The 25,139-nt window shown below is 37.2% G+C and carries 23 protein-coding genes; 17 read left to right on the forward strand and 6 right to left on the reverse strand.

What is annotated here, in order from left to right:
• Positions 1-2: 2 nt before the first annotated feature.
• From FN817_RS02735 to FN817_RS02745, 3 genes are all read left to right on the forward strand, one after another.
• Positions 3-503 carry an endonuclease V gene (locus FN817_RS02735; protein ID WP_142716604.1) on the forward strand — a complete coding sequence of 167 codons (501 nt, stop codon included), beginning with the start codon at positions 3-5 and terminating at the stop codon, positions 501-503.
• A 148-nt stretch (positions 504-651) separates the two neighbouring features.
• A complete protein-coding gene (locus tag FN817_RS02740) occupies positions 652-1,827 on the forward strand; it encodes an acetyl-CoA C-acyltransferase (protein WP_142716605.1) in 1,176 nt (391 codons plus the stop codon).
• Between the two features lie 240 nt (positions 1,828-2,067).
• Positions 2,068-3,378, forward strand: a complete 1,311-nt coding sequence (locus FN817_RS02745; RefSeq protein WP_142716606.1) for a T9SS type A sorting domain-containing protein — start codon at positions 2,068-2,070, stop codon at positions 3,376-3,378.
• A 107-nt stretch (positions 3,379-3,485) separates the two neighbouring features.
• Here the strand turns inward: FN817_RS02745 and FN817_RS02750 are convergent, their stop codons facing one another.
• Positions 3,486-6,827 carry a DEAD/DEAH box helicase gene (locus FN817_RS02750; RefSeq protein WP_142716607.1) on the reverse strand — a complete coding sequence of 1,114 codons (3,342 nt, stop codon included), beginning with the start codon at positions 6,825-6,827 and terminating at the stop codon, positions 3,486-3,488.
• Between the two features lie 134 nt (positions 6,828-6,961).
• On the opposite strand from FN817_RS02750, the gene FN817_RS02755 reads away from it, so the two are divergent.
• The 6 genes from FN817_RS02755 to FN817_RS02780 all read left to right on the forward strand — a co-directional run bounded on the left by FN817_RS02755 (position 6,962) and on the right by FN817_RS02780 (position 13,112).
• Entirely contained in the window at positions 6,962-7,759 is a 798-nt protein-coding gene (locus FN817_RS02755; protein ID WP_142716608.1) for an SDR family oxidoreductase, read from the forward strand.
• 77 nt (positions 7,760-7,836) lie between these two features.
• Entirely contained in the window at positions 7,837-8,751 is a 915-nt protein-coding gene (locus FN817_RS02760) for a helix-turn-helix domain-containing protein (RefSeq protein ID WP_142716609.1), read from the forward strand.
• A 181-nt stretch (positions 8,752-8,932) separates the two neighbouring features.
• Positions 8,933-9,934: a T9SS type A sorting domain-containing protein gene (locus FN817_RS02765; protein ID WP_142716610.1), complete on the forward strand. Its 1,002-nt coding sequence runs from the start codon at positions 8,933-8,935 to the stop codon at positions 9,932-9,934.
• Between the two features lie 218 nt (positions 9,935-10,152).
• Positions 10,153-11,310 (forward strand): MFS transporter, encoded by a 1,158-nt coding sequence (locus tag FN817_RS02770; protein WP_142716611.1) that lies wholly within the window; start codon positions 10,153-10,155, stop codon positions 11,308-11,310.
• A 112-nt stretch (positions 11,311-11,422) separates the two neighbouring features.
• A complete protein-coding gene (locus FN817_RS02775; RefSeq protein ID WP_142716612.1) occupies positions 11,423-12,280 on the forward strand; it encodes an AraC family transcriptional regulator in 858 nt (285 codons plus the stop codon).
• Positions 12,281-12,371: 91 nt separating this feature from the next.
• Positions 12,372-13,112: an HD domain-containing protein gene (locus FN817_RS02780; RefSeq protein WP_228451452.1), complete on the forward strand. Its 741-nt coding sequence runs from the start codon at positions 12,372-12,374 to the stop codon at positions 13,110-13,112.
• Here the strand turns inward: FN817_RS02780 and FN817_RS02785 are convergent.
• Together FN817_RS02785 and FN817_RS02790 are read right to left on the reverse strand one after the other, a co-directional pair.
• On the reverse strand, positions 13,093-13,482 hold the full coding sequence (locus tag FN817_RS02785) for a hypothetical protein (protein WP_142716613.1): 390 nt from the start codon (positions 13,480-13,482) through the stop codon (positions 13,093-13,095). The genes FN817_RS02780 and FN817_RS02785 overlap by 20 nt on opposite strands.
• A 37-nt stretch (positions 13,483-13,519) precedes the next feature.
• The gene (locus FN817_RS02790) at positions 13,520-14,896 is read right to left on the reverse strand and encodes an MFS transporter (RefSeq protein WP_142716614.1); all 1,377 of its coding nucleotides are present in this window, start codon (positions 14,894-14,896) and stop codon (positions 13,520-13,522) included.
• Between the two features lie 71 nt (positions 14,897-14,967).
• Between FN817_RS02790 and FN817_RS02795 the strand changes: the two genes are divergently transcribed.
• The 3 genes from FN817_RS02795 to FN817_RS02805 all read left to right on the forward strand — a co-directional run bounded on the left by FN817_RS02795 (position 14,968) and on the right by FN817_RS02805 (position 17,163).
• Positions 14,968-15,816, forward strand: a complete 849-nt coding sequence (locus FN817_RS02795) for an AraC family transcriptional regulator (protein ID WP_142716615.1) — start codon at positions 14,968-14,970, stop codon at positions 15,814-15,816.
• Positions 15,817-15,907: 91 nt separating this feature from the next.
• Complete coding sequence (locus tag FN817_RS02800; RefSeq protein WP_142716616.1) at positions 15,908-16,402, forward strand: MarR family winged helix-turn-helix transcriptional regulator; 495 nt, start codon at positions 15,908-15,910, stop codon at positions 16,400-16,402.
• Positions 16,399-17,163: a hypothetical protein gene (locus FN817_RS02805; RefSeq protein ID WP_142716617.1), complete on the forward strand. Its 765-nt coding sequence runs from the start codon at positions 16,399-16,401 to the stop codon at positions 17,161-17,163. Before FN817_RS02800 ends, FN817_RS02805 begins: the two co-directional genes overlap by 4 nt.
• 59 nt (positions 17,164-17,222) lie before the next feature.
• Here FN817_RS02805 and FN817_RS02810 read toward each other — a convergent pair whose 3' ends face one another.
• A complete protein-coding gene (locus FN817_RS02810; RefSeq protein ID WP_142716618.1) occupies positions 17,223-17,465 on the reverse strand; it encodes a hypothetical protein in 243 nt (80 codons plus the stop codon).
• Between the two features lie 197 nt (positions 17,466-17,662).
• Here FN817_RS02810 and FN817_RS02815 point away from each other — a divergent pair, with 197 nt between their 5' ends.
• From FN817_RS02815 to FN817_RS02830, 4 genes are all read left to right on the forward strand, one after another.
• The gene (locus FN817_RS02815; protein WP_142716619.1) at positions 17,663-18,958 is read left to right on the forward strand and encodes a cryptochrome/photolyase family protein; all 1,296 of its coding nucleotides are present in this window, start codon (positions 17,663-17,665) and stop codon (positions 18,956-18,958) included.
• A gap of 560 nt (positions 18,959-19,518) precedes the next feature.
• Positions 19,519-19,959 (forward strand): lysozyme, encoded by a 441-nt coding sequence (locus FN817_RS02820; RefSeq protein WP_142716620.1) that lies wholly within the window; start codon positions 19,519-19,521, stop codon positions 19,957-19,959.
• A 92-nt stretch (positions 19,960-20,051) separates the two neighbouring features.
• On the forward strand, positions 20,052-20,444 hold the full coding sequence (locus tag FN817_RS02825; RefSeq protein ID WP_142716621.1) for a hypothetical protein: 393 nt from the start codon (positions 20,052-20,054) through the stop codon (positions 20,442-20,444).
• Complete coding sequence (locus FN817_RS02830) at positions 20,441-20,779, forward strand: hypothetical protein (protein WP_142716622.1); 339 nt, start codon at positions 20,441-20,443, stop codon at positions 20,777-20,779. Before FN817_RS02825 ends, FN817_RS02830 begins: the two co-directional genes overlap by 4 nt.
• A gap of 33 nt (positions 20,780-20,812) precedes the next feature.
• Here FN817_RS02830 and FN817_RS02835 read toward each other — a convergent pair whose 3' ends face one another.
• Both FN817_RS02835 and FN817_RS02840 read right to left on the reverse strand, forming a co-directional pair.
• Positions 20,813-21,049 (reverse strand): hypothetical protein, encoded by a 237-nt coding sequence (locus FN817_RS02835; protein WP_142716623.1) that lies wholly within the window; start codon positions 21,047-21,049, stop codon positions 20,813-20,815.
• A 92-nt stretch (positions 21,050-21,141) separates the two neighbouring features.
• Positions 21,142-21,387, reverse strand: coding sequence for a hypothetical protein (locus FN817_RS02840; RefSeq protein WP_142716624.1), 246 nt, complete (start codon positions 21,385-21,387; stop codon positions 21,142-21,144).
• Between the two features lie 696 nt (positions 21,388-22,083).
• Here FN817_RS02840 and FN817_RS02845 point away from each other — a divergent pair.
• Positions 22,084-25,089: a LamG-like jellyroll fold domain-containing protein gene (locus FN817_RS02845; RefSeq protein ID WP_142716625.1), complete on the forward strand. Its 3,006-nt coding sequence runs from the start codon at positions 22,084-22,086 to the stop codon at positions 25,087-25,089.
• Positions 25,090-25,139: the final 50 nt, after the last annotated feature.

Genomic DNA, 25,139 nt, shown 5'->3' on the forward strand with positions numbered 1-25,139 from the left:
ATATGATTTACGCATTTGACACCTATTATTATGAGGATTATGCCAATACCGTGTGTATTGCATTTGAAGATTGGACGTCTGAAAAAGAGGTGGAAGTTTTTATAGAACAGACTGCTGTAAGCTCAGCATATGAAAGTGGTGCATTTTACAAAAGAGAATTACCCTGTATTTTAAGTTTACTGGCGAAAATAGTATTAAAACCAGAAGACATTATCATTGTAGACGGATATGTTACTCTTGACAATGATGGAAAAATAGGCTTAGGCGGACATCTTTATGAAGCATTAGAAGAAAAGTGTCCTATTATTGGGATCGCCAAAAATGAATTTACAACTCCTGATTCCGAAAGGAGAAGTGTGTTCCGTGGAGAAAGTAAAACACCGCTTTTTGTGACAGCCAAAGGAATGAATGTAGATGAAGTTCAACTGAAAGTAGAACAGATGCATGGTGCTTACAGAATGCCCACGCTGCTTAAAAAACTGGATCAGCTGAGCAGAACATAAAAATTAAAATCTTACTTATTACAGTAAGTTTTTTTTAAATCTTTAATATACCAATCGGTATATTTCATTATCTTTGTATTGTTCCCTTGTGAAAAAATAGGATTTTTTTAACCAAATATATACCAATCGGTATTAAAAATAATTTCAAATGAAAGAAGTATTTATATTAGCTGCAAAGCGAACTCCAGTAGGAGGTTTTATGGGAAGCCTGTCCGGACTTACAGCTCCTCAACTTGGAGCAGTTGCCATTAAAAATGCCTATGAAAACATCAGGTTGGCTCCGGAATATATAGACAGTGTGTACATGGGAAATGTACTCAGTGCCGGGCTGGGACAATCTCCCGCAAGGCAGGCCGCTATTTTTGGAGGAATTCCAGTAGATAAAGATGCCACAACGATAAATAAAGTCTGTGCTTCCGGTATGAAGTCTGCAATGATCGGTGCACAGCAGATTCAGCTTGGTCTGGAACATATTGTCGTGACTGGTGGAATGGAAAGTATGAGCAATGTTCCCCATTACGTTAAACTTCGCCAGGGAACAAAACTCGGAGACACTCATCTTATTGATGGCGTGATCAAAGATGGGTTGTGGGATGTGTACAATGATTTCCATATGGGAAGTGCCGCTGAACTGGGTGTAAAAAAATATGGATTAACACGTCAGCAGCTTGATGAATACGCTTTGTTTTCCTATCATCGGGCTCAGGAAGCGGCAAAAAGCGGCAAGTTCAGCGATGAGCTGATCAAGATATCAATTGAAGGAAAAAAAGGCGCTATAATCGTAGATAAAGACGAAGATATTGACAAACTTATTCCGGAGAAGATTTCTCTCTTGAAACCGGCATTTGAAGCAGACGGTACATTAACAGCCGCCAACTCAAGTAATCTGAATGACGGAGCTGCAGCAATACTACTAGGATCTTCAGAAGCTGTTCAGCAGCATAATTTGAAACCCTTAGCCAGAATCGTAGCGTATGCAGATGCGGCTCAGTCTCCGGAATGGTTCACCACTTCTCCGTCTGTTGCCATTCAAAAGTTACTGAAACAGACAGGTCTCAGTTTATCTGATATTGATTATTTCGAGATTAATGAAGCTTATTCCTCTGTTATCTTATCCAATCAGCAGATTTTGGGTTACGACCTGAATAAAGTGAATGTATATGGTGGTGCGGTTGCTTTGGGACATCCGATTGGTGCTTCAGGAGCAAGAATTATCACAACATTAGTCAGTGTACTTCGCCAGGAAAAAGGAAGATTGGGGATAGCTGCCATCTGTAACGGAGGGGGAGGAGCGTCTGTTGTTCTCATTGAAAATATAAGTTAAAACATATAAAATTCCTTAGATTTTATTCTTTTATAACAAAAAGCTGTTTCTTAAAACAAAATTTGAGAAACAGCTTTTTTATTTATAACAGGTTGAGTATCCATTAGTAAAAGGAATTGTTTAATAAGTATCGTTGGCTCATTAAACATCTATTTTTATTAAACTGACAAATATCATTACATTGTTATTTTTATTCATTCTAAATAAATATAAATTTGTCCCAGGAAATTTAAACAAAAAATGAAAAAAATAACTACTCTTTCTGGTATTGTACTTTGCACACTGGCGAATGCCCAACTGCAATATTGCATGCCTGTGTTTCAGTATGGAGCTGACAGCAATATGATCAGTAATGTTACTTTCGGAAACATTAATAATTCATCGCCGGTTCAGTCCGGAAATGCGCAAATGTATGAGAATTTTACATCAATGTCTACAGATTTGCAGCCCGGAAATAATTATAATATATCTGTAACGGGTCCTTCCAGTACTTTTCCCAGTGATGTAGTTGTTTTTATAGACTTTAATCAGAATGGTAATTTTGATGATGCCGGAGAAAGTTTCTACATTGGAAGACTTGAAGCGGCCAATCCGGCCAATGCATTTACGATCAACAATATAATAGTGGTTCCTGCTACTGCAGCCAATGGAAGTACAAGAATGCGGGTTTTGAAGAATACAAATGTTCAGGCTTATTCAGATCCTAATGCTCCCAATTCTATCAGTTCAGCCTGTGATTCTGGTTTAAGAGCGGGGCAGACTGAAGATTATACCGTTAACATTGTAGGGAATGCAGTGAATTTCCCGGCTCCTTATTGTGGCGCTGAAAATGTGACCAGCCTTACAGTAAGCGAAATCAGCAAGGTAGAATTTGCAGGAACCATAAAAAACAGTGCTATTGATGGTAACTCAGACGTTCTTGAAAATTTTACGGGAACTGTATTTACTGTTAACCGTGGAAATACCTATCCTATAACAGTAACAGGAGGTACCCATGGACAGAATACCGTATCAGCGTATACTTATATTGATTTTAACCATAATAATCAGTTTGATGCAGACGAGAGGTTTAACCTGGGCTATCTGGATAATTCCAATCCGGTTCCTGCTCCGGAATCAGGAATTACATCTGGTAGCATTACCATTCCGGCAGGAGCACAGCTTGGAGAAACCCGTTTCAGATTGGTGAAAGCCTATGAATCAGATTCATGGATGGGAACTTTGGAAAATCTTCCTTGTCCTTCAGGATGGTTTATCGGGCAGGCAGAAGATTATACGATTAATATTCAGCCGGAAAGCCTTTCAACAATGGAAGTTTCTAAAGATGCTTCAGCTCATGTTAAAATATATCCGAACCCGACAGCAGATTCGGTGACAATCAGGATGAAAGAAGGGCTGGAGAAGTATGAAATTTATAATATGTCAGGGCAGAAGATGCTGGAAGGCAATTCCATGACAGTTTCTATGAACCATTTTGTTCCGGGAACATATCTTATTAAAATCCTGACAAAAAATCAAAAGACTGTCACAGAAAAAATTATCAAAAAATAGACACATCATATCTAAATCATATCCATATCAATTTTTGTTTTTAATCGACAGGTCCTTTGCCTGTCGGTTTTTTTAGTGTAATGGGTTTAATTGTTACTTTTTAGATATTATGAGCCGGATTCCAATAAATCCATAAGATCCTGCTTTGACAGTCCCTGAAATTTTGTTACGTCAGTGGTAAGCAGATTCTGAGCCAGTTGTTTTTTCTTTTTCTGAAGGGTAAGTATTTTTTCCTCTACAGTATTTGAGCAGATCATTCTTACGGCAATTACATTTTTGGTTTGTCCAATACGGTAGCTTCGGTCAATAGCCTGGTTTTCAGCTGCAGGATTCCACCATGGGTCTACCAGATAGATATAATCTGCTTGAGTAAGATTAAGACCTACACCACCAGCCTTTAAGCTGATCAGGAATACACGAATATCTTTATTTTTCTGGAAATTTGACACTTTTTCTCCTCTGTCTTTAGTTTGTCCCGTTAAATATTCAAACTGAATATTGTGGCGTTCAAGTTCTGTCTTTATCAGATCAAGCATTCCGACAAACTGTGAGAAAACCAGGATTTTATGATCTTGTGATTTTCCAAGGATCTGTTCCATCAAAATCTCGATTTTCACAGCATTTTCCCCGGAATATCCCTCTTTCATCAACACAGGAGAGTTACAGATCTGTCTGAGCCTTGTAAGACCCGTAAGGACGTGCATGCTGTTCTTATTCAGATCATCGTCATCATTCGCTGCAATAAATTCACGAAGCTCCTTTTCGTAAGCATCATATATCTTGCGCTGTTCTGCATTCATTTCACAGTAGATGACCGTTTCTGTTTTCTCAGGCAGCTCTTTTGCAACCTGTTTCTTGGTTCTTCTGAGAATAAAGGGCTTTATCTTTTGCTGAAGTTCTAACGCCCGTTTACTGTATTCAAATTTATCAATAGGAATGGCATAAATATCCTTAAAATACTGTTTACTTCCCAAAAGCCCGGGACAAGCAAAAGAAAGCTGGCTGTAAAGGTCAAAAGTACTGTTTTCAACAGGTGTACCCGTCAATACAATTCTGTTTCTCGATTGAAGCAGCCTTGCCGCTTTATATCTTTCTGAATTTGGGTTTTTAATCACCTGTGATTCATCCAGAAATACATAATTGAAATTAAAACTTTTCAGAAAACGGATATCCGAAAGCATCATTCCGTAAGTGGTAAGAACTACTTCATAGTCTTGCATGTGAGCAGTTGTTTTGGGTCTGTCTGCACCATAATGAAGCAGAACTTTTATAGAAGGTGCAAATCTGCTGAGCTCTTCCTGCCAGTTGAAAAGCAGGGAAGTAGGAACTACAATAAGATTCGTGGTGTGTCCTCGTTTTTCCCTTTGTGACAGAATAAAAGCAATGATCTGAATGGTTTTTCCAAGTCCCATATCATCGGCAAGACACCCTCCAAAGTTGAATCCATCAAGAAAATTAAGCCAGTTCAGTCCGTCATGCTGATAATCCCTGAGTTCAGCGTTCAGCGCTGCCGGAATATTAACTTTGGGAATATTTTTTACTTTTGAGAACTTCGTAGAATACGTGGCGAGTTCTTCCTGAACCTCTTGACTCAGGATTTCTTTTTCAAATAAAGAAGTAACCTCTGTAAAATTAATTTTCGGAATCTTTAAGAACTCTTCGTCTATTTCTCCGGCATGAAAATACGCGGCTATCTTTTCCATCCATTCTTCAGGGAGAATTCCCAGGCTGCCATCGTCCAGCTGAACGAATTTACTTTTATTACGGATCGAGCGGTGAAGTTGTTTTAAAGAAGCTTCTTTGGGTCCAAAACCTACTTTTAATTTAGCATTAAACCAATCCAATCCACTGGTAATCTGAATATTGATTTTAGCCCGGTGGGAATTTAATTTGTTATTTTTTAATTCATTAAAGCCCAGTATGGTTATCCCTTCATTTCTCCATGTATCAAATGCTCCAAGAAACCAGTTGTTATCCAGGAACTTATCCCTGTGAAGATAAAAATACTGATAGCCGTCCATCTGTTCTTCAAAATCAGGATGCTGCTGCATGACCAATGAAGTAAAGCGGGCCTCTGCCGGTTCGTTTCTTTCTATTTTAAATGGATTTCCATTCTGATCCGTATCAAAAAGCTGCTTTCTGGAATACACAGGAACTTCTACACCTCCGTATTTCATAACGGGAGTAATGCCAATATAATTTTCCTGCTGACGGAGGTAAATGACTCTTTCCGTGTGATAATTCTTATCTTCAAGCTGTGCTTTCGTTGCAGCTTGTATATAGTTGTAATTTATATGAATACGCTCTTCTATAGTAGAGAGGATATCCTTCATGAATGCCTCATATTTTGAAGAATGGATCAGTAAAATTTCATTATTAGCCTTAAAAAACCTGATGATTCTGAGCATGTCAGGATGATCTACAAAGCTGAAAATGTTTCGGTTATATACAAAATATTCATTTCTGAGAACAATATTTTTAAAAGGGACGGAAATATCATTAAATAACAATTCCCCTGTTATTTCGTAAAACGGATCTTTCTTAAATACAGATAATTGAACCTCGGCATCTAAAGTATTTAATTCAACCTGAGAAAGTGACTTTGCAGACACTGTTTCTGCAATTTCCCGGTCGTGATAATAGACCTCCAGTCCCAAAGGATTCTTTACAATAAGTTTTAAAGCTTCCAGTTCCGAAGGATTGTAATCTTCATTATAATTATTCTGGAAAGAGGTGATGGCTGTATAAAATTTAATGTCTGCAGGTTTCTCAGCTTTCCAGATCAACTGCATGGCATCTACAGGATTCACCGGATTTTTGAGCTTGCCTGTCTGCGTTACTTCCGCTTCCATGAGGGAGAAGGTCATATGGTTATAATAACGGTGCTTACCGATAACCAATATCTGTTTTTTTCCTGTTTCCAGTATAGCCAATTCATCCAGTCTGGACGGAAGCTGTGGAAGAAGATCTTTTTGAAGCATCACCTCATCTACAGGAAGCATTTCCTTGATCTTAGGATGGATTTCAATTTTACCATCGCTGTATTCAAGCTGAAAATATTGATCCAGATCCGGTTCATTTTCCAACCCATAGGCTTTGGCTTTGGGAAGAATGGCTTTTTTACGGAGCATATCATCAAAAAACAAGCGGTAATTTTTATCCTCTATGATACAATGGATAATCTCTGCCTGATGAGAACAAAGTAGGTTTTTCTGATTATCACACGTGCAGGAGCAGAGTAGTGAACTGCCAACCTTGCTGATGCTGACCATTGGGAAATCCTGTAATGAAGATTGCTTTGTAAATATTCCTGTATTATTTTCAATAGCAGCAGGGTAGATTTCGTGGAAATCCCTGATTCCGATAAATGCACTGTCTGAGGTATGTTTCAGCAGGTCATATACGGAAAGTGTAGTGATATTAACGTTGTCAAGAATATATTCTGCCATAAAAATTGATGAAGGCAAACTTACAAAAAACAAATGTATTTGAGAATCCATTTTGGCTACAGCTTACCCCATTTTGGCAACTCCCGGGTTTGTTCTAATGCTGAACTTTGTCCTGTAATTTTAAATAAAGAAAAATGAAAACAATTTTTATAACAGGTGCTTCTACAGGATTAGGAAAAGCAACTGCCCAATTATTTCAAAACAACGGATGGAGAGTAATCGCTACGATGAGAAACCCTGAAGCAGCTGCCGATCTTGCGGCCCTGGAGAATGTAACTGTGCTTCCATTGGATGTTACCAACCCGGAACAGATAAAGTCAACCGTTAAACAGGCTATTGAGCTTGGAGGTATCGATGTAGTTTACAATAATGCGGGATATGGGCTTATAGGCCCCTTGGAAGCGCTTTCCGATGATCAGATCGTAAAACAGCTTGACACGAATTTATTAGGGGTTATACGTGTTACCCAGGCATTTATTCCTTACTTCAGGGAACAGAAAAAAGGAATGTTTATTTCTACAACGTCTATAGGAGGACTGGTTGCCTTCCCGTTAGGTTCTACTTATCATGCTACCAAGTGGGCGCTTGAGGGATGGAGTGAAAGTTTAGCTTTCGAGCTTAATACTTTGGGAATTGATATTAAAACTGTTTCTCCGGGAGGAATCAAAACAGATTTTGTAAGCCGCTCTCTGGACTCAGCATCCAGCCCGGCGTATGAAGAGATGACGAACTCTCTGTTTTCTAAAATGGAAGGAATGATGGAAGCTGCTTCTACCCCTGAGCAGATTGCAGCAGTGGTGTATGAGGCTGCTACAGATGGCAAAAAACAGCTGAGATATGTAGCCGGAGAAGATGCTAAAGCGATCTATGCGCAGCGCCTTGAATTAGGTGATGAGGCATTCAGGGAGCAATTCGGCAAACAGTTTATTTAATCAGGTTTTTGGAAGACAGTATAAAGTAAATCACATTTATACTGTCTTTTCAATCAAATAATTTATAATTTTATATCATGGAAAAGAAAGATAACATTCCTCTGAAAATTTCATCCATATCAGAACTGCACGACATGTTGCAGCTCCCAAAGCCGCTTCATCCGTTGGTAAGCCTTGTGGATAATACGAAAATGAGCATTAAAAAGGATATGCTGAAAAGAAGTTTTATCCTGAATTTTTATAAAATTTCGTATAAATATTCTACCACAGGGAAGATGGGCTATGGGCAGGGATATTATGATTTCAATGAAGGAGGAATGATGTTCACCGCACCCGGGCAGGTTCTTTCTACGGATGAAAATGCAGAATATTGCGGTTATACATTATTGGTACACCCGGATTTTATCAGAAGTTATCCTTTAGCCAAAAATATCAAAAACTTCGGTTTCTTTTCTTACGATACGAATGAGGCACTTCATTTGTCTGACCATGAGAAAACAACCATAACCGGACTGCTTGATAATATTGAAAATGAACTGAATACCAGCATTGATGAAGTAAGTCAGGATGTTATCATTTCTTATATGGAAGTTCTTCTCAATTACAGCAACCGTTTTTATAAAAGACAGTTTATCACGAGAAAGGCTGTAAACAGCGATCTGCTGACGAAGATGGATCTTGTGCTGGAAAATTATTTTAATCAGCAGGAAACCTTGAATAAAGGACTTCCTACGGTAGAATTTCTGGCTTCCACTCTTAATTTGTCACCTCATTATCTGAGCGATATGCTTCGTAACCTTACCGGACTGAATGCCCAGCAGCATATTCATGAAAAGCTGATTGAAAAGGCGAAGGAATATCTTACCACTACAGGGTTTTCTGTATCTGAAGTAGCTTATGCCCTGGGATTTGAACATCCGCAGTCCTTCAATAAACTCTTTAAAAAGAAGACCGATAAAACTCCGCTGAGTTACAGACAGTCATTCAATTAAATAGATCACCCGGTTCAAACACCGGGTGTTTTTATTTACATAAAATAATGATTTACAGAGAAGTAAAAAATACCTGATTTCAGGTAGATAAAAATACTTTTTTTTAAGGATTGATAACCGTGGAGACTCAAAATACATTTGTATAAAAAACAAAACTCCAAATCAATCTAAAATAAACAGTATGAAAAAACTAAACTCTATTGTACTACTTGCCTTTGGAATAATGGCTTATGCCCAGCCATCGGTCACAAGAGCAGGTGTGGACAGGATTAATAATCCTATTGAGCTTAAATCAGGAGATGTAACGGCAACGGCTATCAATGCCGGTCCGGCTGGTGCCAATATTACATGGGATTTTTCTGCCTATGCAGGAACAAATACTATTACTTACACTGTTAATGCATGTCCGGGTCAGGCTAACTGTTTCAGGTTTCCCGGAGCCAACAGAATTACGAAACCAGCTTCTGCGGATACGTATGATTTTAATATCATGACGGATGCAGATGCCACAATGATTGGATCTTATTCCGGACCGGCCTTGGGAGATATCACAGTAACATATACCAATCCGTTGATAGAATATAAATTCCCGATAACGTATCTGCAGCAGTACAGCGATAATTATCAGTTCAGTAGTGTATCTGCCAGTGTAGGAAATACAGATGAATCAGGACAGGTGGATTACAGTGTAGACGGTTATGGAACTGTAATAACACCTGTAGGTACTTTTACAAATGTGTTAAGGATCAAAAGAATGAGAACTGCAACACAGACTTTTCCGGGAGTTCCTGCGCCTGTAACCTATACCAATGAGTCCTATCAATGGGTGAATCAAAGCTACGGAACGGTATTTACTTTCGGAATCAATACTTTTGTATTTAATGGAACTACCAATGTTGCAAAAACGGTTTCTTACCTTACTAACGGAACATTGTCTGCAATAGAGGCAGATGCCAAAAAAGAATCAGTATCAGTCTATCCGAATCCTGGTTCTGATTTCATCACATTAAATACCAGGGAAGATATCAGGAGTATAAAAGTAACATCTATGGACGGTAAAGTTGTTTTAACAGCAGGAAATGTTAAAACTGTTGATATTTCAAAACTTCCGAAAGGAGTATATATTCTGCAGGGAGAACTCAAGAACGGTGGTTCCGTTTCAAAAAAGATTATCAAAAAATAACAGGAATTCAGTTTTAAAATCCTTATAAAGTGACAGTATGTTATCTTTCCCTTGGAATTGATCTCATACTGTCTTTTGTTTTTTTAACTGCAGGCTGTTGATTTTCAGAATTTCAAAGCTATTGGTTAAAATGGAACGTAAAAATGACAAAAACGGACTAGATTTTAATAGGGGAGCGTGTCTACCTTTGCAAAAGGAATTTTTATCCCCCTGTTATAATGAACGAGAGAGAATCTTTTAATGCAAAAATGCCAACAGCCTGTTTTTTACTTTTCTTTGCCCACGGACTTGTTTTTTCTTCCTGGGCCAGCCGGATTCCTATCATTAAAAATGCACTTTCTATCAATGAAGCAGAGTTAGGAACACTATTGCTTCTGATGCCGATAGGACAGCTTTCAACGATGGTTTTGGCTGGAAAACTGATCAGTATTTATGGAAGCAGCGGGATTATTAAAAGATGCTTTATGCTGTATCCTTTTTTTCTGTTGTTAATTGGTTTATCGCCTTCTTACTGGACATTAGGGGTTGTGCTGTTTTTCTTCGGGGTTTCCGGGAATATGTGCAATATTGCGATCAATACGCAGGCCATTGAAATAGAATCTATTACGAAGAGATCTCTTCTCTCATCCTATCATGGAGCCTGGTGTTTTGCCGGTCTTACGGGAGCAGTTGTCGGGTTATTGATGATCAACCTTCATGTGGGAACTTTCTATCATTTTGTCACTATTTTTATGCTGGTAGGAATACTTTGGTTCTACAGTAAAAGAAATCTGACTAATATTATTCATAAAGCAGAGCCGCAAACCCGGTCAATTTTTAAGTTTGTGAATCCTACACTGGTTGGACTGGGAATCATAGGATTTCTGAGCATGGCGATTGAAGGGGCTATGTTCGACTGGAGCGGGGTTTATTTTCAAACTATAGTTAAAGCGCCTGAAAATCTTGTAATACTGGGGTATACGAGTTTTATTTTAATGATGACTTTAGGCAGGTTTATCGGGAACAGAATCATAGAAAAGTATGGAAAAAAGATCGTTTTACAATGTTGCGGTGTTCTGATGAGCGGAGGACTCTTTCTTAGTGTTTTCTTTCCGGAGCTCTGGATCTGTATCATTGCTTTTATGATCATTGGTCTCGGAAGTTCGCTGAGTGTGCCGTCCGTTTATAGTACCGTTGGAAAGGTAAGCACAGTAGCACCAAGTATTGCTTTATCATTTGTTTCCAGTATTTCATTTTTAGGATTCTTGATGGGGCCGCCTCTTATCGGATATATTGCTGAAAGTTTTGATCTCAGATATTCATATGGCCTTTTTGCCTGTTTTGGGATTTTACTGGCGGTGATGGCCGGACAGATGAAGGTTTTCAGAAAATCATAACTTTTCAGGGAATTTTGACATCCTTTAAGTGTTTTTTGACATTTTCCGGTTCATTATTCCTTGCTAATGTTGCATTTTAAAATCTTTCTATCTTTATTAAAAATTTCCTTCCATGAAGCCGGTCTCAGGAATTTTAACCGAATCTGTTATTGATCATTCTTTTTCCGTCAAGCGTTTGGAGGAGCATATTCCTTACTCCGGAAGCTTTGTAAGACTTAATTACCATCATATTTTAATGATTGAGAGCGGTAGAGGTGTGCTGGTCATAGATGAACATACTTTTGATATTGCAGGTCAGAGAATATTTTTACTCTCTAAAGGCCAGATCTGTAAGTTTGAAAACCATTCTGATGTCTGTGGCTATCATATTTCTTTTGGGGATTGTTTTTGGGAAAGAGTGCCTTCCAGTGCCAGTAACTGTAAAGCGGTTTTGTTTAATAATGCCGCAGCGAATCAACAGCTGTTACCGGATCAGACTGAAACAGACGAATTCTTAAGTTTGTTTAAGATCTTACTGACAGAATACAAAGCAGACTCTTATACCAATCAGATGGATGTATTGGCTGCCTATTTAAAGATCATTATGATCAAATTAGCTAATATAAAAATCGTAAAGGAAGAAACTTTTGACAGTCAGGATTATATTATTTACCGCAAATTTATGGAGCTGTTGAGCAGCCAGTATCATAATCTGCATGCAGTAAACGACTATTCAGAGCTGTTGAATATTACCCCACGGAGATTGAGCGAACTGTGTAAACGATGCAGTAATAAAAGCGCAAAAGAGATCATCAACGGACAGATTGTTGCGGAAGCGAAAAGACTTCTTCAGTTCAGCTCTTATACTGTAAAAGAGATTGCGTATCAGCTTAATTTCAATACATCAGAACAGTTCAGCCACTTTTTCAAAAAAAATACGGAAATATCTCCGGTGAGCTATCGCAGTAATTTCATTCATATCAGAGTATAAAACTATCTGAAATTTTGACATGTCATCAGTATTTATTGCTATTCTCAGGCACCTGTAATCAGGATACCTTTGGATAAAATTATATAAAGCTATGTCAGTACATCGTATGAAAGAAGTTGCCGGAATCATCATTCCGGACAGCAAAATCGCAACAGAAGCCACAGAACTTCTATTGGAACACGGAACAGAATTTATTTATAATCACTCCCTGCGTGTTTTTTTATTCTCATCGTTAAATGCCAAGCGGGAAAACAAGATTCATGACACAGAGCTGTTATACGTGGCATCGGTATTTCATGATCTGGGGCTTGTTTCTCATTACAGCAGTCCTGATCTGAGATTTGAGGTAGACGGAGCCAATGCTGCAAGAGACTTTTTGAAAGGACATGGGATTGCTCAGGATAAACTCCAGCTTGTTTGGGATACCATTGCGCTTCACACTACTATCGGAATTGCAGAACATAAAGAAAATGAAGTAGCCTTAATGTATTCCGGAGTAGGATTGGATGTGATGGGAGAAGGGTATGAAAACCTCAGTAAAGAACATCGCGAGGAAATTGTCAGGGCATTTCCTAGAAATGATTTTAAAAAGAAGATAATTCCTACTTTTTTTGGTGGTTTTGAACATAAAACAGAAACCACTTTTGGAAATATAAAAGCTGATGTTTGTGCCTTTATGATCCCGAATTTCCAAAGGAAAAACTTCTGTGACTGTATTTTACATTCCCATGGTCTGAATAAGCAAAATAAATTTACGCTTACAGTTACACAGCCCTGTACATTCTCAGATGCTCAGGGCTGTTGTATATTGTTTATATCCAGTTTTCAATAAGATGAAACCACGATGCTTTTTCTTCATTGAATAGAAAAATAGCTGATGACTGCCTTCTGTTTGTAGTTTCTCCTGTGATCTGAGTCTCAATATAGGTGGCAAGACCATGATGATCAGAATAATGTACCTCTATATTTTCAACCTGAATATTTCGTTCCGGAAACTTTCCAAATACGGTGGGAAGCCATTCTTCAAGCATAGATAGCGTAACAGTATCTCCGTTTCCATTAATCATTTTAAAATCCGGTAAGAATCCGGATAATAATTCCTTATAAAGACTTTCCTGGTTTTCGGTTTTCCCTTGAAACCATTTTTCAATATTCCTGTGAAATTCTTCTATTTCCCAAATAATTTTTTCTGTATTGCTCATATTTAAATGTATAATTTTTTTGTTGTTTAAATGTCTTTTAATCAATGAATTTCTTCAATCTGCTTCCTGCTCCTATTCCAATAAGTTGAAAAATGCCAATCATTCCTACCGCTGTTACAAATGCTTCTTTGAATCCCAGAACAGGGATCAGATTAAAAAATAAAGTTCCGATAACAGCCCCTCCGGTTACACTGCCAATTTGAATTCCAATGCTTACCAGCCCTGAAGCCTGGCCTGCTTTATCTTTAGAAACCAGAGAAATTGCAGTCCGCATCATAACCGGCATAATAGTTCCGTGCCCAAATCCGGCAATAAAAAGAGTTGTATGAGTGATAAGAGATGGTTTTTGCTGACAATAGAAAGCCGCTGCACTCAGTACAAATCCGGTCAACAATAATCCCAATCCTACGTAAATCATTTTGTCAGTGGCCATTTTTATCCGTGAAGTGATTAATGGAGCCAGGAAAAATGCAAGTCCATAAGGAACGATAGCCAATCCTGTCTGCATTGAGTTCTGGTGAAGAAACTGCTGAAGGTAATAAGGATAACAAATGAATAAACCGGCAGTGAAATTGTAAAAGAAAATAATAAGAAGGCTTAGTGTAAAAGGTTTATGTCGTAGCAGTGCCGGATCTATAAGTACCGGACGGCTTTTTTGCAGCTGCTTTTTCTCATATTTCAGAAACATGATTAATAATAAGGTTCCGGAAAGAATAACGCCGAAAATCCACCATGCCCATTCAAATTTCTGTCCAAAAATAAGAGGGCAGATAAGCATGAGTAAGGCCATGATTAATAATAAAGCTCCTGTAAAGTCAATACCCGTCTGTTCTTTCTTATTACCGTCACTCATGGTAAAGTGAATCCCCAGAATACAGATCAAAGTAATGGGTACATTCACAAGAAAAACCATTTCCCAGGAAAAATTTCCCCAATGCATACTTAGAAGAACTCCGCCAAGCAATTGCCCGGCCACTGAGGCAAGCCCAAATACCGAACTGAAAAGACTCACAGCCTTTGGCTGTTCCTGACTGCTGAAAAGATCCTTTATTGACGCTAGTACCTGAGGGGCGAGCAATGATGCGCCAACACCCTGAAACAGTCGGAAAATAATCAGCCACGTAACATCAGGAGAGAAGGCACAGGCCAGAGAGGAGAAAAGAAAAATATATAATCCCGATATAAATATTTTTTTACGGCCGTAAATATCACCCAGTCTTCCTCCACACACAACAAGCGCTGCATATGTAAGTCCATAAATGGCAATAACCATCTGAAGCTGATGATCGCTGGCTCTGAATGCTTTTTTAATAGAAGGCAAAGCCATATTGACAATAAAATAATCCAGCGGCGAAAGAAAAGCACCAGCAATCAGAAAATTGAGTGCCTGCCATCGTTTCGGATGTGTGTTCATATTTTTTTATGCAAAATTACCCGCTTTTTATTCTGCTAAAATTGTACTTTTGGAGGAAAATACGGTGTATCATGAAAGGACTGCCGCTTGAAGAGATTGATGTAAGAGAAATAAAACTGAAAGAAGAAGAGATCATATTTAAAACAAAGGCTTTTCTCTCATTCGTTTATATTGTTAAGGGAGAAGGAACGCTTACGTATGATGATCGAAATATTAATTTTTCGCAGCGCAAGCTTTTCATTATTCCTCAACAGGAAGAATACCGCTTTGAGAGTGAAACTGCTCAGCTCATCAGTATTCAGTGTCCGGTTCAGTTTATAGATACAATCAGGCTGGAAGCAGACCGTATTGAAAGCTGTGAGAATTTGTATAAACTGCAGTATATCAGCCATAATTATCATGCGAGGGCTGGTTGTATATTCAGGAACAAAAATGATGAACAGTTTGCGGAAACCCTAATTCTGCAGATCGCGAATGAGTTCAAAAATAAAGCGGAGGATTATCTAATTATCCGTAATTGTATGTCGATCCTTCTTAATCTGATTGCCAGAAATATCATTCAGAGTGAAACTTCAGATCTTCAGGAAAACCGCAAAGCTTTTTCGATCATGAAGATTATCACTTATATTCAACAGCATATAAAAGACCGTGAGAAGACCGGAATTCAGACTATTGCTGAACATTTCGGGATTTCCGGGAATTATTTCGGTGAGTATTTCAAACAGCATACGGGAGTTTCCTATCAGGATTATCTGCTGGACTATAGGCTAAAATTAGTTGAAACCTATTTAAAATACAGCAGTGTGCGCTTAAGTGAAATCGCTTATGAGCTACAGTTCAGTGATGAAAGCCATCTTTCCAAACTGTTTAAAAAATATAGGGGAGTGACGCCCGGTGAATACAGAAAGAATTTCAAATAACTTTTATCTTAAATTCTTAATTCAAAAAAAATATAAAGTTAACTATATAGTTAGCTTTATATTTTATATATTTACAGAAAATATATGTAAGATGGATTTTGATTTCATTAAAGGATTAGGATATAAAGCGCTGGATAGCAGGTTGAAAAGAATCAGCGACAGGATGTCTCATGATGTCCGTAAATTTTATAAAGAATTCGGGATTGATGTTGAACCCAACTGGTATCTGGTCTTTATGCTGTTGAAGAAGAAGGGGAAAATTTCAATTACCGATATTGCGGAACCGCTGGGATATTCACACCCATCGGTTGTGGTTATTGTCAGAAAAATGAATGAAAACGGCTATCTCATCATCAAAAAAGACAGTGTAGATAAACGGAAGCAGATTATTTCCTTATCTCCAAAAGCCATTGAAATGCTTCCTCAGCTGGAGCAGATCTGGGACAGTTGTGAAAAAACAATTTTGAATGTGCTATCAGAAGATCTTGGGATTTTCACGTATCTGGATCATATTGATCAGGAATTAAAAAATGAATCTTTCCATCACAGGTTTAAACAGGAATATTTAAAATCAATTAAATCATGAAATCATTAATTCTCATCACAGCATTTCTTTTTTCCAATCTGATGATTTCGGCCACAGAAACGAAAATCATGATAAGAGCGAAAGCAAGAGATGCCAAATTTATCGGAACTTCATTAGGCGGCGCTCATATCATCATCAGAAATAAACTTAATCAAAGGATTCTGGCAGAAGGAAATACTACGGGAAGTACCGGAAACACTGATCTGATTATGAAAACGCCTAAAATCAGAGGAAACTCCATTACAGATGCACAGACCGGAGGTTTTATGGCGGCAGTGGATATAGATGAACCCACATTTGTGAATATAGAAGTCGTTTCTCCTTTGAACAGCAAGCAGGCTCAGGCGATGGTAAGCACAGAAATGTGGCTGATTCCCGGAAAACATATTTTGGGAGAAGGAATTATCCTAGAAATTCCGGGATACATCATTGATATTCTGAAACCAAGAACCCATCAGTATATTGCATTGAGTACTATCAAAGACAAACCTTTCCTGTTTCAGGCTAATATTGTCATGATGTGCGGATGTGTCATCGATAAAGGAGGCGTCTGGAATTCCGATGAAATTGAAGTAAAAGGAATTCTGAAGAAAGACGGAAAATTTGTAAAGAATATAGATATGTCACTGGTTTCAACCAACCTTTTTGAAGGAAACGATATGATTAGTTCTCCGGGAAACTACGAACTTGTCCTGTACGCTTATCATGAAAAAACAGGAAATACAGGTGTGGATAAGGTAAATTATGTAGTTTTCGAATAAACGAAATGATTAGGCAGTCGAATAAAAAGAGATCTTTTCAAGGTCTCTTTTTTTATTCATTACAAAACCTGAAGCTCTCTGAAAACCTCAATAATCGCTTCAATAAGCCCTTTGTCTATGTTTTTTTCTGAAGCAGCATCCGGCAGAAGAGCCCTTAAGTCACCGTGATCATCACGCTCAATAACGACTTCTGTTCCGTCAACATCTACATACAGTTTATAACCGTATGAGAAGGTAGCAAGCTTTCCATTGAAAAACAGTTCTTTACCTTTATAGATTACGGGTACTTCAAATTCTTCCATTGCTGTGAGTTTTTATTCATTCTAAATTCCATACAAATGTCGGGAAATTTTACTTCATATCAGCATACAAAATATAATGATAAAGCCGGATAATACGAATTTCTGGAAATATTTATGTGTTAAAATATGTATATTTATTCCTTAGTTACGAAGTCATTTCAAAACAGAAATGATCAATGAATTTGAATTAAACTATTATGAAAGATACAATCACTCTTTTCTGGTTCAGACGTGATTTGAGGTTGGAAGACAATGTTGGGCTTCACCACGCTCTCCAGTCGGATGCTCCGGTAATGCCTGTTTTTATATTTGATACTGATATTCTCGGGAAACTGGAAGATAAAGAAGACCGCAGGGTAGATTATATCCATCAGACTTTGACGGCTATCAATATTTCATTGAAAAAGCACCATTCAAAAGTCAATACTTACTATGGCAAACCTATAGAAATATTCCGCAAACTATCTGAAGAATATCATATTGAAGGCGTTTTCTGTAACCGGGACTATGAACCTCAGGCAATTGAAAGAGATAAAGAAGTCTATTATTTTTTCAAAGAAAAAAATATTCCCTTTAAAGCTTATAAAGACCAGGTCATTTTTGATAAAGATCAGATTGTTAAAAAAGATGGTTCTCCTTATACCGTTTATACTCCTTTTGCAAAGAAATGGCGTGAAGCCTTAACTCCGGAACACTATCAATCGGTAGAATTAAACTTTAACAATTTCTTTTCACAGGAACATTCTGCCATCCTTACCTTACTGGAGATCGGTTTCAGAAAAACAGATTTTGATTTTACAAAACCTGTTCTGAATGCTTCCATTATCAATGATTATGATAAATACCGCGATTATCCGGCATTACAGCATACCACACAACTCGGAATTGCTTTACGGTTTGGAACAATCAGTATCAGGGAATGTGTGGCTTTTGCATTGAAGCATAATGCAACATGGCTTTCAGAATTGATCTGGCGTGAATTTTTTATGCAGATTTTATATCATTTCCCGGAAGTTGTTCATCATTCGTTTAAAAGACAGTATGATAATATTAACTGGCGGAATAATGAAGAAGAATTTAAACACTGGTGTGAAGGAACTACAGGATATCCTATTGTAGATGCCGGAATGAGACAGCTTAATCAGACAGGCTATATGCATAATCGTGTAAGAATGATTGTAGCGAGTTTCTTATGTAAACATTTACTGATCGACTGGCGTTGGGGGGAAGCTTATTTTGCCTTAAAACTAAATGATTATGACCTCTCTGCAAATAACGGAAACTGGCAGTGGGCAGCAGGAAGCGGCTGTGATGCAGCTCCTTATTTCAGAGTTTTTAATCCGACCGCTCAGGTTGAGAAATTTGATAAAGACCTTTTATATATTAAAAAATGGCTGCCAGAATGGAATACACCTGCATATCCGGCAGCCATCGTAGAACATGCCTATGCCAGAGAAAGGGCTTTATCCGAATATAAGAAAGCACTGACATAAAAGCATCTTAGACAAAAAAGCCACTGAGTATCAATCCATTGATATTAATATGAAAAGTTACTTATTGAAGTAATCGGATCATCAAATTATTTTCAGATACAGTTCCTGTGCGGTATTACCCTGATAATTGTCTGCACCCGGATTCAGATCAAATGGAGTGACGTTGGGCTTAGGAATGAGTATTCCGTTGGCTGTCATAGCATATTTTCCATAGCCGTATGATCCGGATCATATTTTATGATATTAAACACTTGTTATATTTGGCCATTGAAATTTCATATTTCTGACAAATTACAGTATAACCTTCCGATGATTCGGGAGGTTTTTTGTTTTTAAGTTACAGCCTCAATAAATCCAGAGATTGAGCAAATTCAGGAAACGTCCACTAACAAGCCCGAAAAATAAGTAGCAAACAAATAAGACAGAGACCCTAACACATAAAAAGATAGTCAGTATTTAAAAGAAAAAGAATAATAACACTAGATAAAAACAGGGGTTTTTCCTCACGGTTTTGGGATTTACAATTTTAATTTTGCTGAACAATACATAAAACTAAATACATGAAAACATCACAAAAAGGAATTAGCCTGATTGTATCATTTGAAGGCTTCAGTGCTAAGCCTTATCTGGATTCTGCCGGAATTCCGACAATAGGGTATGGTAACACTTATTATCCCGGAGGAAAGAAAGTAACTATGGAAGATCCGGCAATCACAAAAGAACAAGGAGTAGAGCTATTTGCTGAAGTCCTGCCAACTTATGAAAAGATAGTAAACTCAAAAGTGAAAATAGCACTTAATCAGAATCAGTTTGATGCTTTGGTTTCTCATACTTATAATACCGGAGGATCTGAGACTCTATTTTCTTTGATTAATAAAAAAGCAGAAGAGCAGGCAATCAGAAATTGGTTTACTACGAAATACATTACCGCAGGCGGAAAAATATTAAATGGTTTGATCCGCAGAAGAAAGGCTGAGGCTGATTTGTTCTTTTCAAAATAAACCGAAGTACTACAAAACCGTTTTTAATAATATATATCATTCAAGCCTATAACGTGAAAGGAATTATTTTATACATTTGCAATTATCTAAAAATGATGGCAGATTTTTATTCTTTATTGGCTTCACAATTAAGCAATCAAGGCAGTAAGTCAAATATTGTTAAACCTTTGACATTTGTTATGGCAATGTTATTAGCTGCAGCAATTATTTTGTTGAAATTAAAGATAGACTTAATAGGGTATATTGTTTTAGGGCTATTTGCATTAGTTCTTATAGCTTTTCTCATTACATATTTCATTTGTCTATTTAAAAATCCAGATTTATTAAGGTCAGAAAAGTATAATCTAGAAAAGACTGCGATAGAAAAAACCTCTTTATTAGGAGATTCAAGAAATCAGCCATCGATTGTCCCAGGCAATAGAGATTATGTCATTTATCGGGAACAAACACAAAATTATAATCAAAACGAACAAATAGGAGAATGAGATTTTATTTAATAATGGTAAATGATCTTGGAGACGGTAAAGAAGATCTAATGTTCAGAGATTATATTATGGAAAATAATTTTGAATATTGGAGATATTATGCGTACAGCTGGATACTAGCAACCCCACAAACAGTGTCAACAAATGATATTTTAATGAAGATGATTGATTGTTATGGTAGTGTTTTCTCTACAGTGATAGAGATTAGCATTAACGATGTTGCAGGAATATTACCTTCCGGAAATGAAGCAATTGACCCATTTTCATGGTTCAATGAAATTAGAAAAAAAGACTATATTCCAAGATGGGAAAAAGTAAAAACTGAAAAAAAATAAAAATTCCCCACTGTTAGGTGGGGATTGTTGTTTTTATTCGATTTCAGAATAATTATTTTCATAATAGCTAGAAGCGAGATCAGGAGCTTCGTATTGACTAGTATTTTTAGAAATTAAAGCATCACTATATGCTTTTTCTATCACTTCTTTTTCTGTTATTAAGTAAACATTTACTACTCTTTCAATTAGAGTTTTTCTATTTTGCTCAGTAAATGGCATTTTCTTAATTTCAGATAATACCTGCATCATTGGGGTTTTAACTTTACTCATTGTCTTTAAATTTTATTTATTCAAAGATGTTAAGAAAATTGGCAGGTTCATTTTGGGTACTGGTTACCAATGGGAATTATTGTATATTAAAATTAAGGGTTCTGCTCAATAATATTTTCTAATGAGTTAATTAAATTGTCAAATTTATCCATTAACTCGGATGTTGATTGTTTATAACTTTTCATTTCCGCTTTAACGAATTCTCCATTTATTAAAGCGTATTGTGGATTATTACTACTTTGAATGTTTGTCATATGTAATTCAGCCTTTTCTAGTGCTTGGTTGCTTCTGTGTTGTTGAATTGAATTTCTTAATTCTTGTAATTGTTCTTGATTCATTAGTATTGTTTTTAATTGTTAAGCAGCCAATATACAAACAATTAGAGCTCGATCCTTACGGTTTCCCGTAGAGTTATTACTACAGCCTATCCGTATATTTACGGAGTTTGTATAAACAAAAGTACAAGTCAGTTTTTTTTAATGTCCTCGGTTGCCCGGGAATTTTTGCATCAAAAAAAAATGTACCACAAAAAGAACGATTTCATTAAACAGTGAAGTTTATGGCATATGCATTGTTAATGATAAAAAAGAGTTTTTAAGAGAGACTTTATTTAACACCACATCATTATAACTTATATCATTTTGCACTTTTACCTCCCTATTGACACGGGAGGTTTTTTTATGACTCTGATCATAATTCAATTAATAGAGATTTATTAATTTTGAAATGTTAATAAAATTTTTTATTATAAGTTTTTATCCCCGGATTTCTCCGGGGATTTTCTTTAAAAGAGTGGTGTCGTCTGAAGATTTAAGTGTGAATTGTAGCCCCAACGGATGATTTCTCGAATCTTTTTAATGAAGATTTATTGAAAATAGAAAGTATATATGAATTATTTTTAGTCATAACCTATTGATATTTACACATTGTTTTTACGGATTCTTTGTAATTGCTTGATATATAGTTCAACAGGATGGAGCAGGATACTCAATATTGGTTTTGTGGATAGATTAGTTAATACAAAATTAATATTTATGAAAAATAAATCTTTACTGTTTAAGTCATCTCTTAAATCTTTATTGTTTTGTGGATTAGCAGTATCCACTGTTGATTTGAGTGCTCAGACATTAGCATTTCCTGAAGCAACCGGTTTTGGAAGATATACTACGGGAGCAAGAGGGGCTGCAAATCCTCAAATCTATCTGGTTACCAATTTAAATGACAGCGGCCCGGGTTCATTCCGTGACGCGGTAAGTCAGCCGGGTCGGTTTGTTATATTTAAAGTGGGAGGTATTGTTAACTTACAATCAATTGTTGCTGTGGCGGCTAATACCACAATTGCCGGGCAAACCGCTCCCGGAGAAGGAATTGTATTTTTGGGACCCAGAGTCTCATTTACAGGAGCCAATAACACGATTGCCAGATATCTTCGTATCCGTTATGGCGGGACATCTCAAAATCAGGATGCATCAGGAATAGCTAACGGGGCCAATATCATTTTAGATCATATGACTTTCACATGGGGTACAGATGAAGTATTCTCGGTTAACTGGGATAACAACGGCACAAGTCCCGATAATATAACGATTCAGAATTCTATTATAGGACAAGGAATGCACCGTCATAATCATTCTGCGGGAGGATTAATGCAGCCTCCACCAGGGGGGAAGATCAGCTTAATCGGGAATTTATATATCTGTAATAAAACCCGTAATAATAAAATAAAAGGAATCAACGAGTTTGTCAATAATGTAGTTTACAACTGGGGTAATTATGGAAATACCTATGGCCACACCCAATCCGGGGAGGCATACATCATGGGAGGAGATTCGGCAGGAAGCTCTTTTGCCAATATCATCAACAATTATTTTATCGGAGGCCCTAATACAAGCACTACGGTTACCACACCTTTTAGCGTAGGAAATGCCAATTTCAATTTATATGGTTCCGGTAATTATTTTGACAATAATAAAAATGGAGTATTAGATGGAGCCGCAGTTCCTCAAAGCTTAATGGGTTACCCTGTGGGAGATCCGGCCGCTATAATGGCTACTCCGTATGATTATCCGATGAAAAACCCTGCATTAACGGCTCAGGAGGCATACAATAAGATTGTTACAAGTGTAGGAGCATCATATCCAAGACGTGATCAAGTAGATGGTCTGATGATTTCAGATTTAATGTCGAAAGGTACAACAGCTACTTATGTGTATGTGCAAACTGATTTAACGACCCAATTTGGTTTTACTAATGGCGGTGCAGGGCATGTTTACAGTGCGCCGGCTCCTCTGGATACGGACAATGACGGGATGCCTGATGCATGGGAAACAGCCAATGGACTAAATCCAAATGTCTTTGATGCTTTGACAGTAAGCACAACACATGCTCCGTATCTGAATATTGAGGTTTATATCAATAGTTTACCCAATACAGTTCCTCCGGATTTCATTATTCCGCCTACAAATGTGAATTTTACCAATACAATCACAACTACAGGAACTTCACCTTCAAGCTCTTTAACTGTTAATTGGAACGATAATGCGACAAATGAAACTCATTATATTGTAGAACGTTCTTCCGATGGTACCAATTTTACTGTCATTGCAACCTTGGGGGCGAATGCAACAAGTTATAATGAAATCGGTTTAACACCTGATACTCAATATTATTACAGAGTTAAAGCAACAAATGCGACAGAATCTTCAGTTTACACATCAAATACATCAGTAACCACACCACCAATCCCGTCAGCTCCCACAAAAGCAAATAACCCGATTCCTTCAACTGGCAATAATAATGTTGAGTTGAACGGAGGAAACCTGCTTTTAAAATGGAATGGAAGTCCAAATACAACAATGTATACAGTTTATTTTGGAACAGATCCTTCAAATTTGAGCAGTATTGCAACTGTACCTTATTCTGCGGCACCCTCATACCAGCTTAATAATTTAAATCCGGCAATAAATTACCATTGGAGGATTGATGCGTCCAATACTCTTGGCACTGCTGTGGGAGATGTGTGGAATTTCCGTGCACTGATTCCAGGTATCGTCGGCAACTGGCCATTTGCGGAAGCTCCTTCCGCTGGTGAGCAAATTGCAGACATAACGTCTTTTGCTAATCATGGAGTATTAGATACAGCTTATGACAATGCCAATGTAAGAATACTGGGAAAAGAAAACAACGCCCTTGATCTGGCTACGTCGTCCGGTAATATGTACATCGCCAGTATTCCTCATCAGAATCATATTTTATTTGATAATCATTCGTTTACTGTTTCTTTTTGGATGAAGGCACCAGTCAGTATGATACCATCGTCTTCATCTGCAAGTCTTTATGTATTATGTAAAGGTTCTTTCACTAAAAATACGGCAACAGGAGCCACAGGGAAACGTTTTAATATAGAAATTAAAGGAGGCCAGCTGCGATATGCTATTGATGATGACATTACGAAAAAAGAAATCACATCACCTATTGCCAATTATTTTACCGGTAACTGGGTACATGTTGTGATTCAGAGAGATATTGCTGCGCATAAAATGAGAATTTACACCAATGGTGCTTTAATCACTGAAGGAGATGAAACTTCGGTTACAGGGATTGGTGAAGCAAGTGATCTGATCATCGGGAATATAGGTGAGCTTGAGTTTTTATCAACCGCGAATGCTCCGGCTCCCTATAAAGGAGCATTCGATGAACTTAGGTTGTACAATTATGCTTTATCTCCGACAGAAATATATACTTTGTATAATCAGGATGTGTTGGGTAATGATGAATTCAGCATCAGCAAAAATGTTGGAACGGTATATCCGAATCCTGCAAAAGACAAGATTTTTATTAAGCTTCCCGAATATAAAAAATCCAGTTTAACAGCAACTATTATTGATCTGACAGGAAAAATCATTGTCAAAGAAAAGATTAATGCTGATGAAAGTGGAACCTTTACATTAAATATTGCAGACAAAAAAACCTCAGGAAACTATATTCTTAATGTTTCAGGAAAAGATTTGAATAGTAATTTTAAAATTATTATTAAATAAAAGGGGTACCAAAGTTTAATTTCATTTCTATTCAAAAAAAAAGTCCTTTC

Source organism: Chryseobacterium rhizoplanae (assembly GCF_900182655.1).
Taxonomy (GTDB): domain Bacteria; phylum Bacteroidota; class Bacteroidia; order Flavobacteriales; family Weeksellaceae; genus Chryseobacterium; species Chryseobacterium rhizoplanae.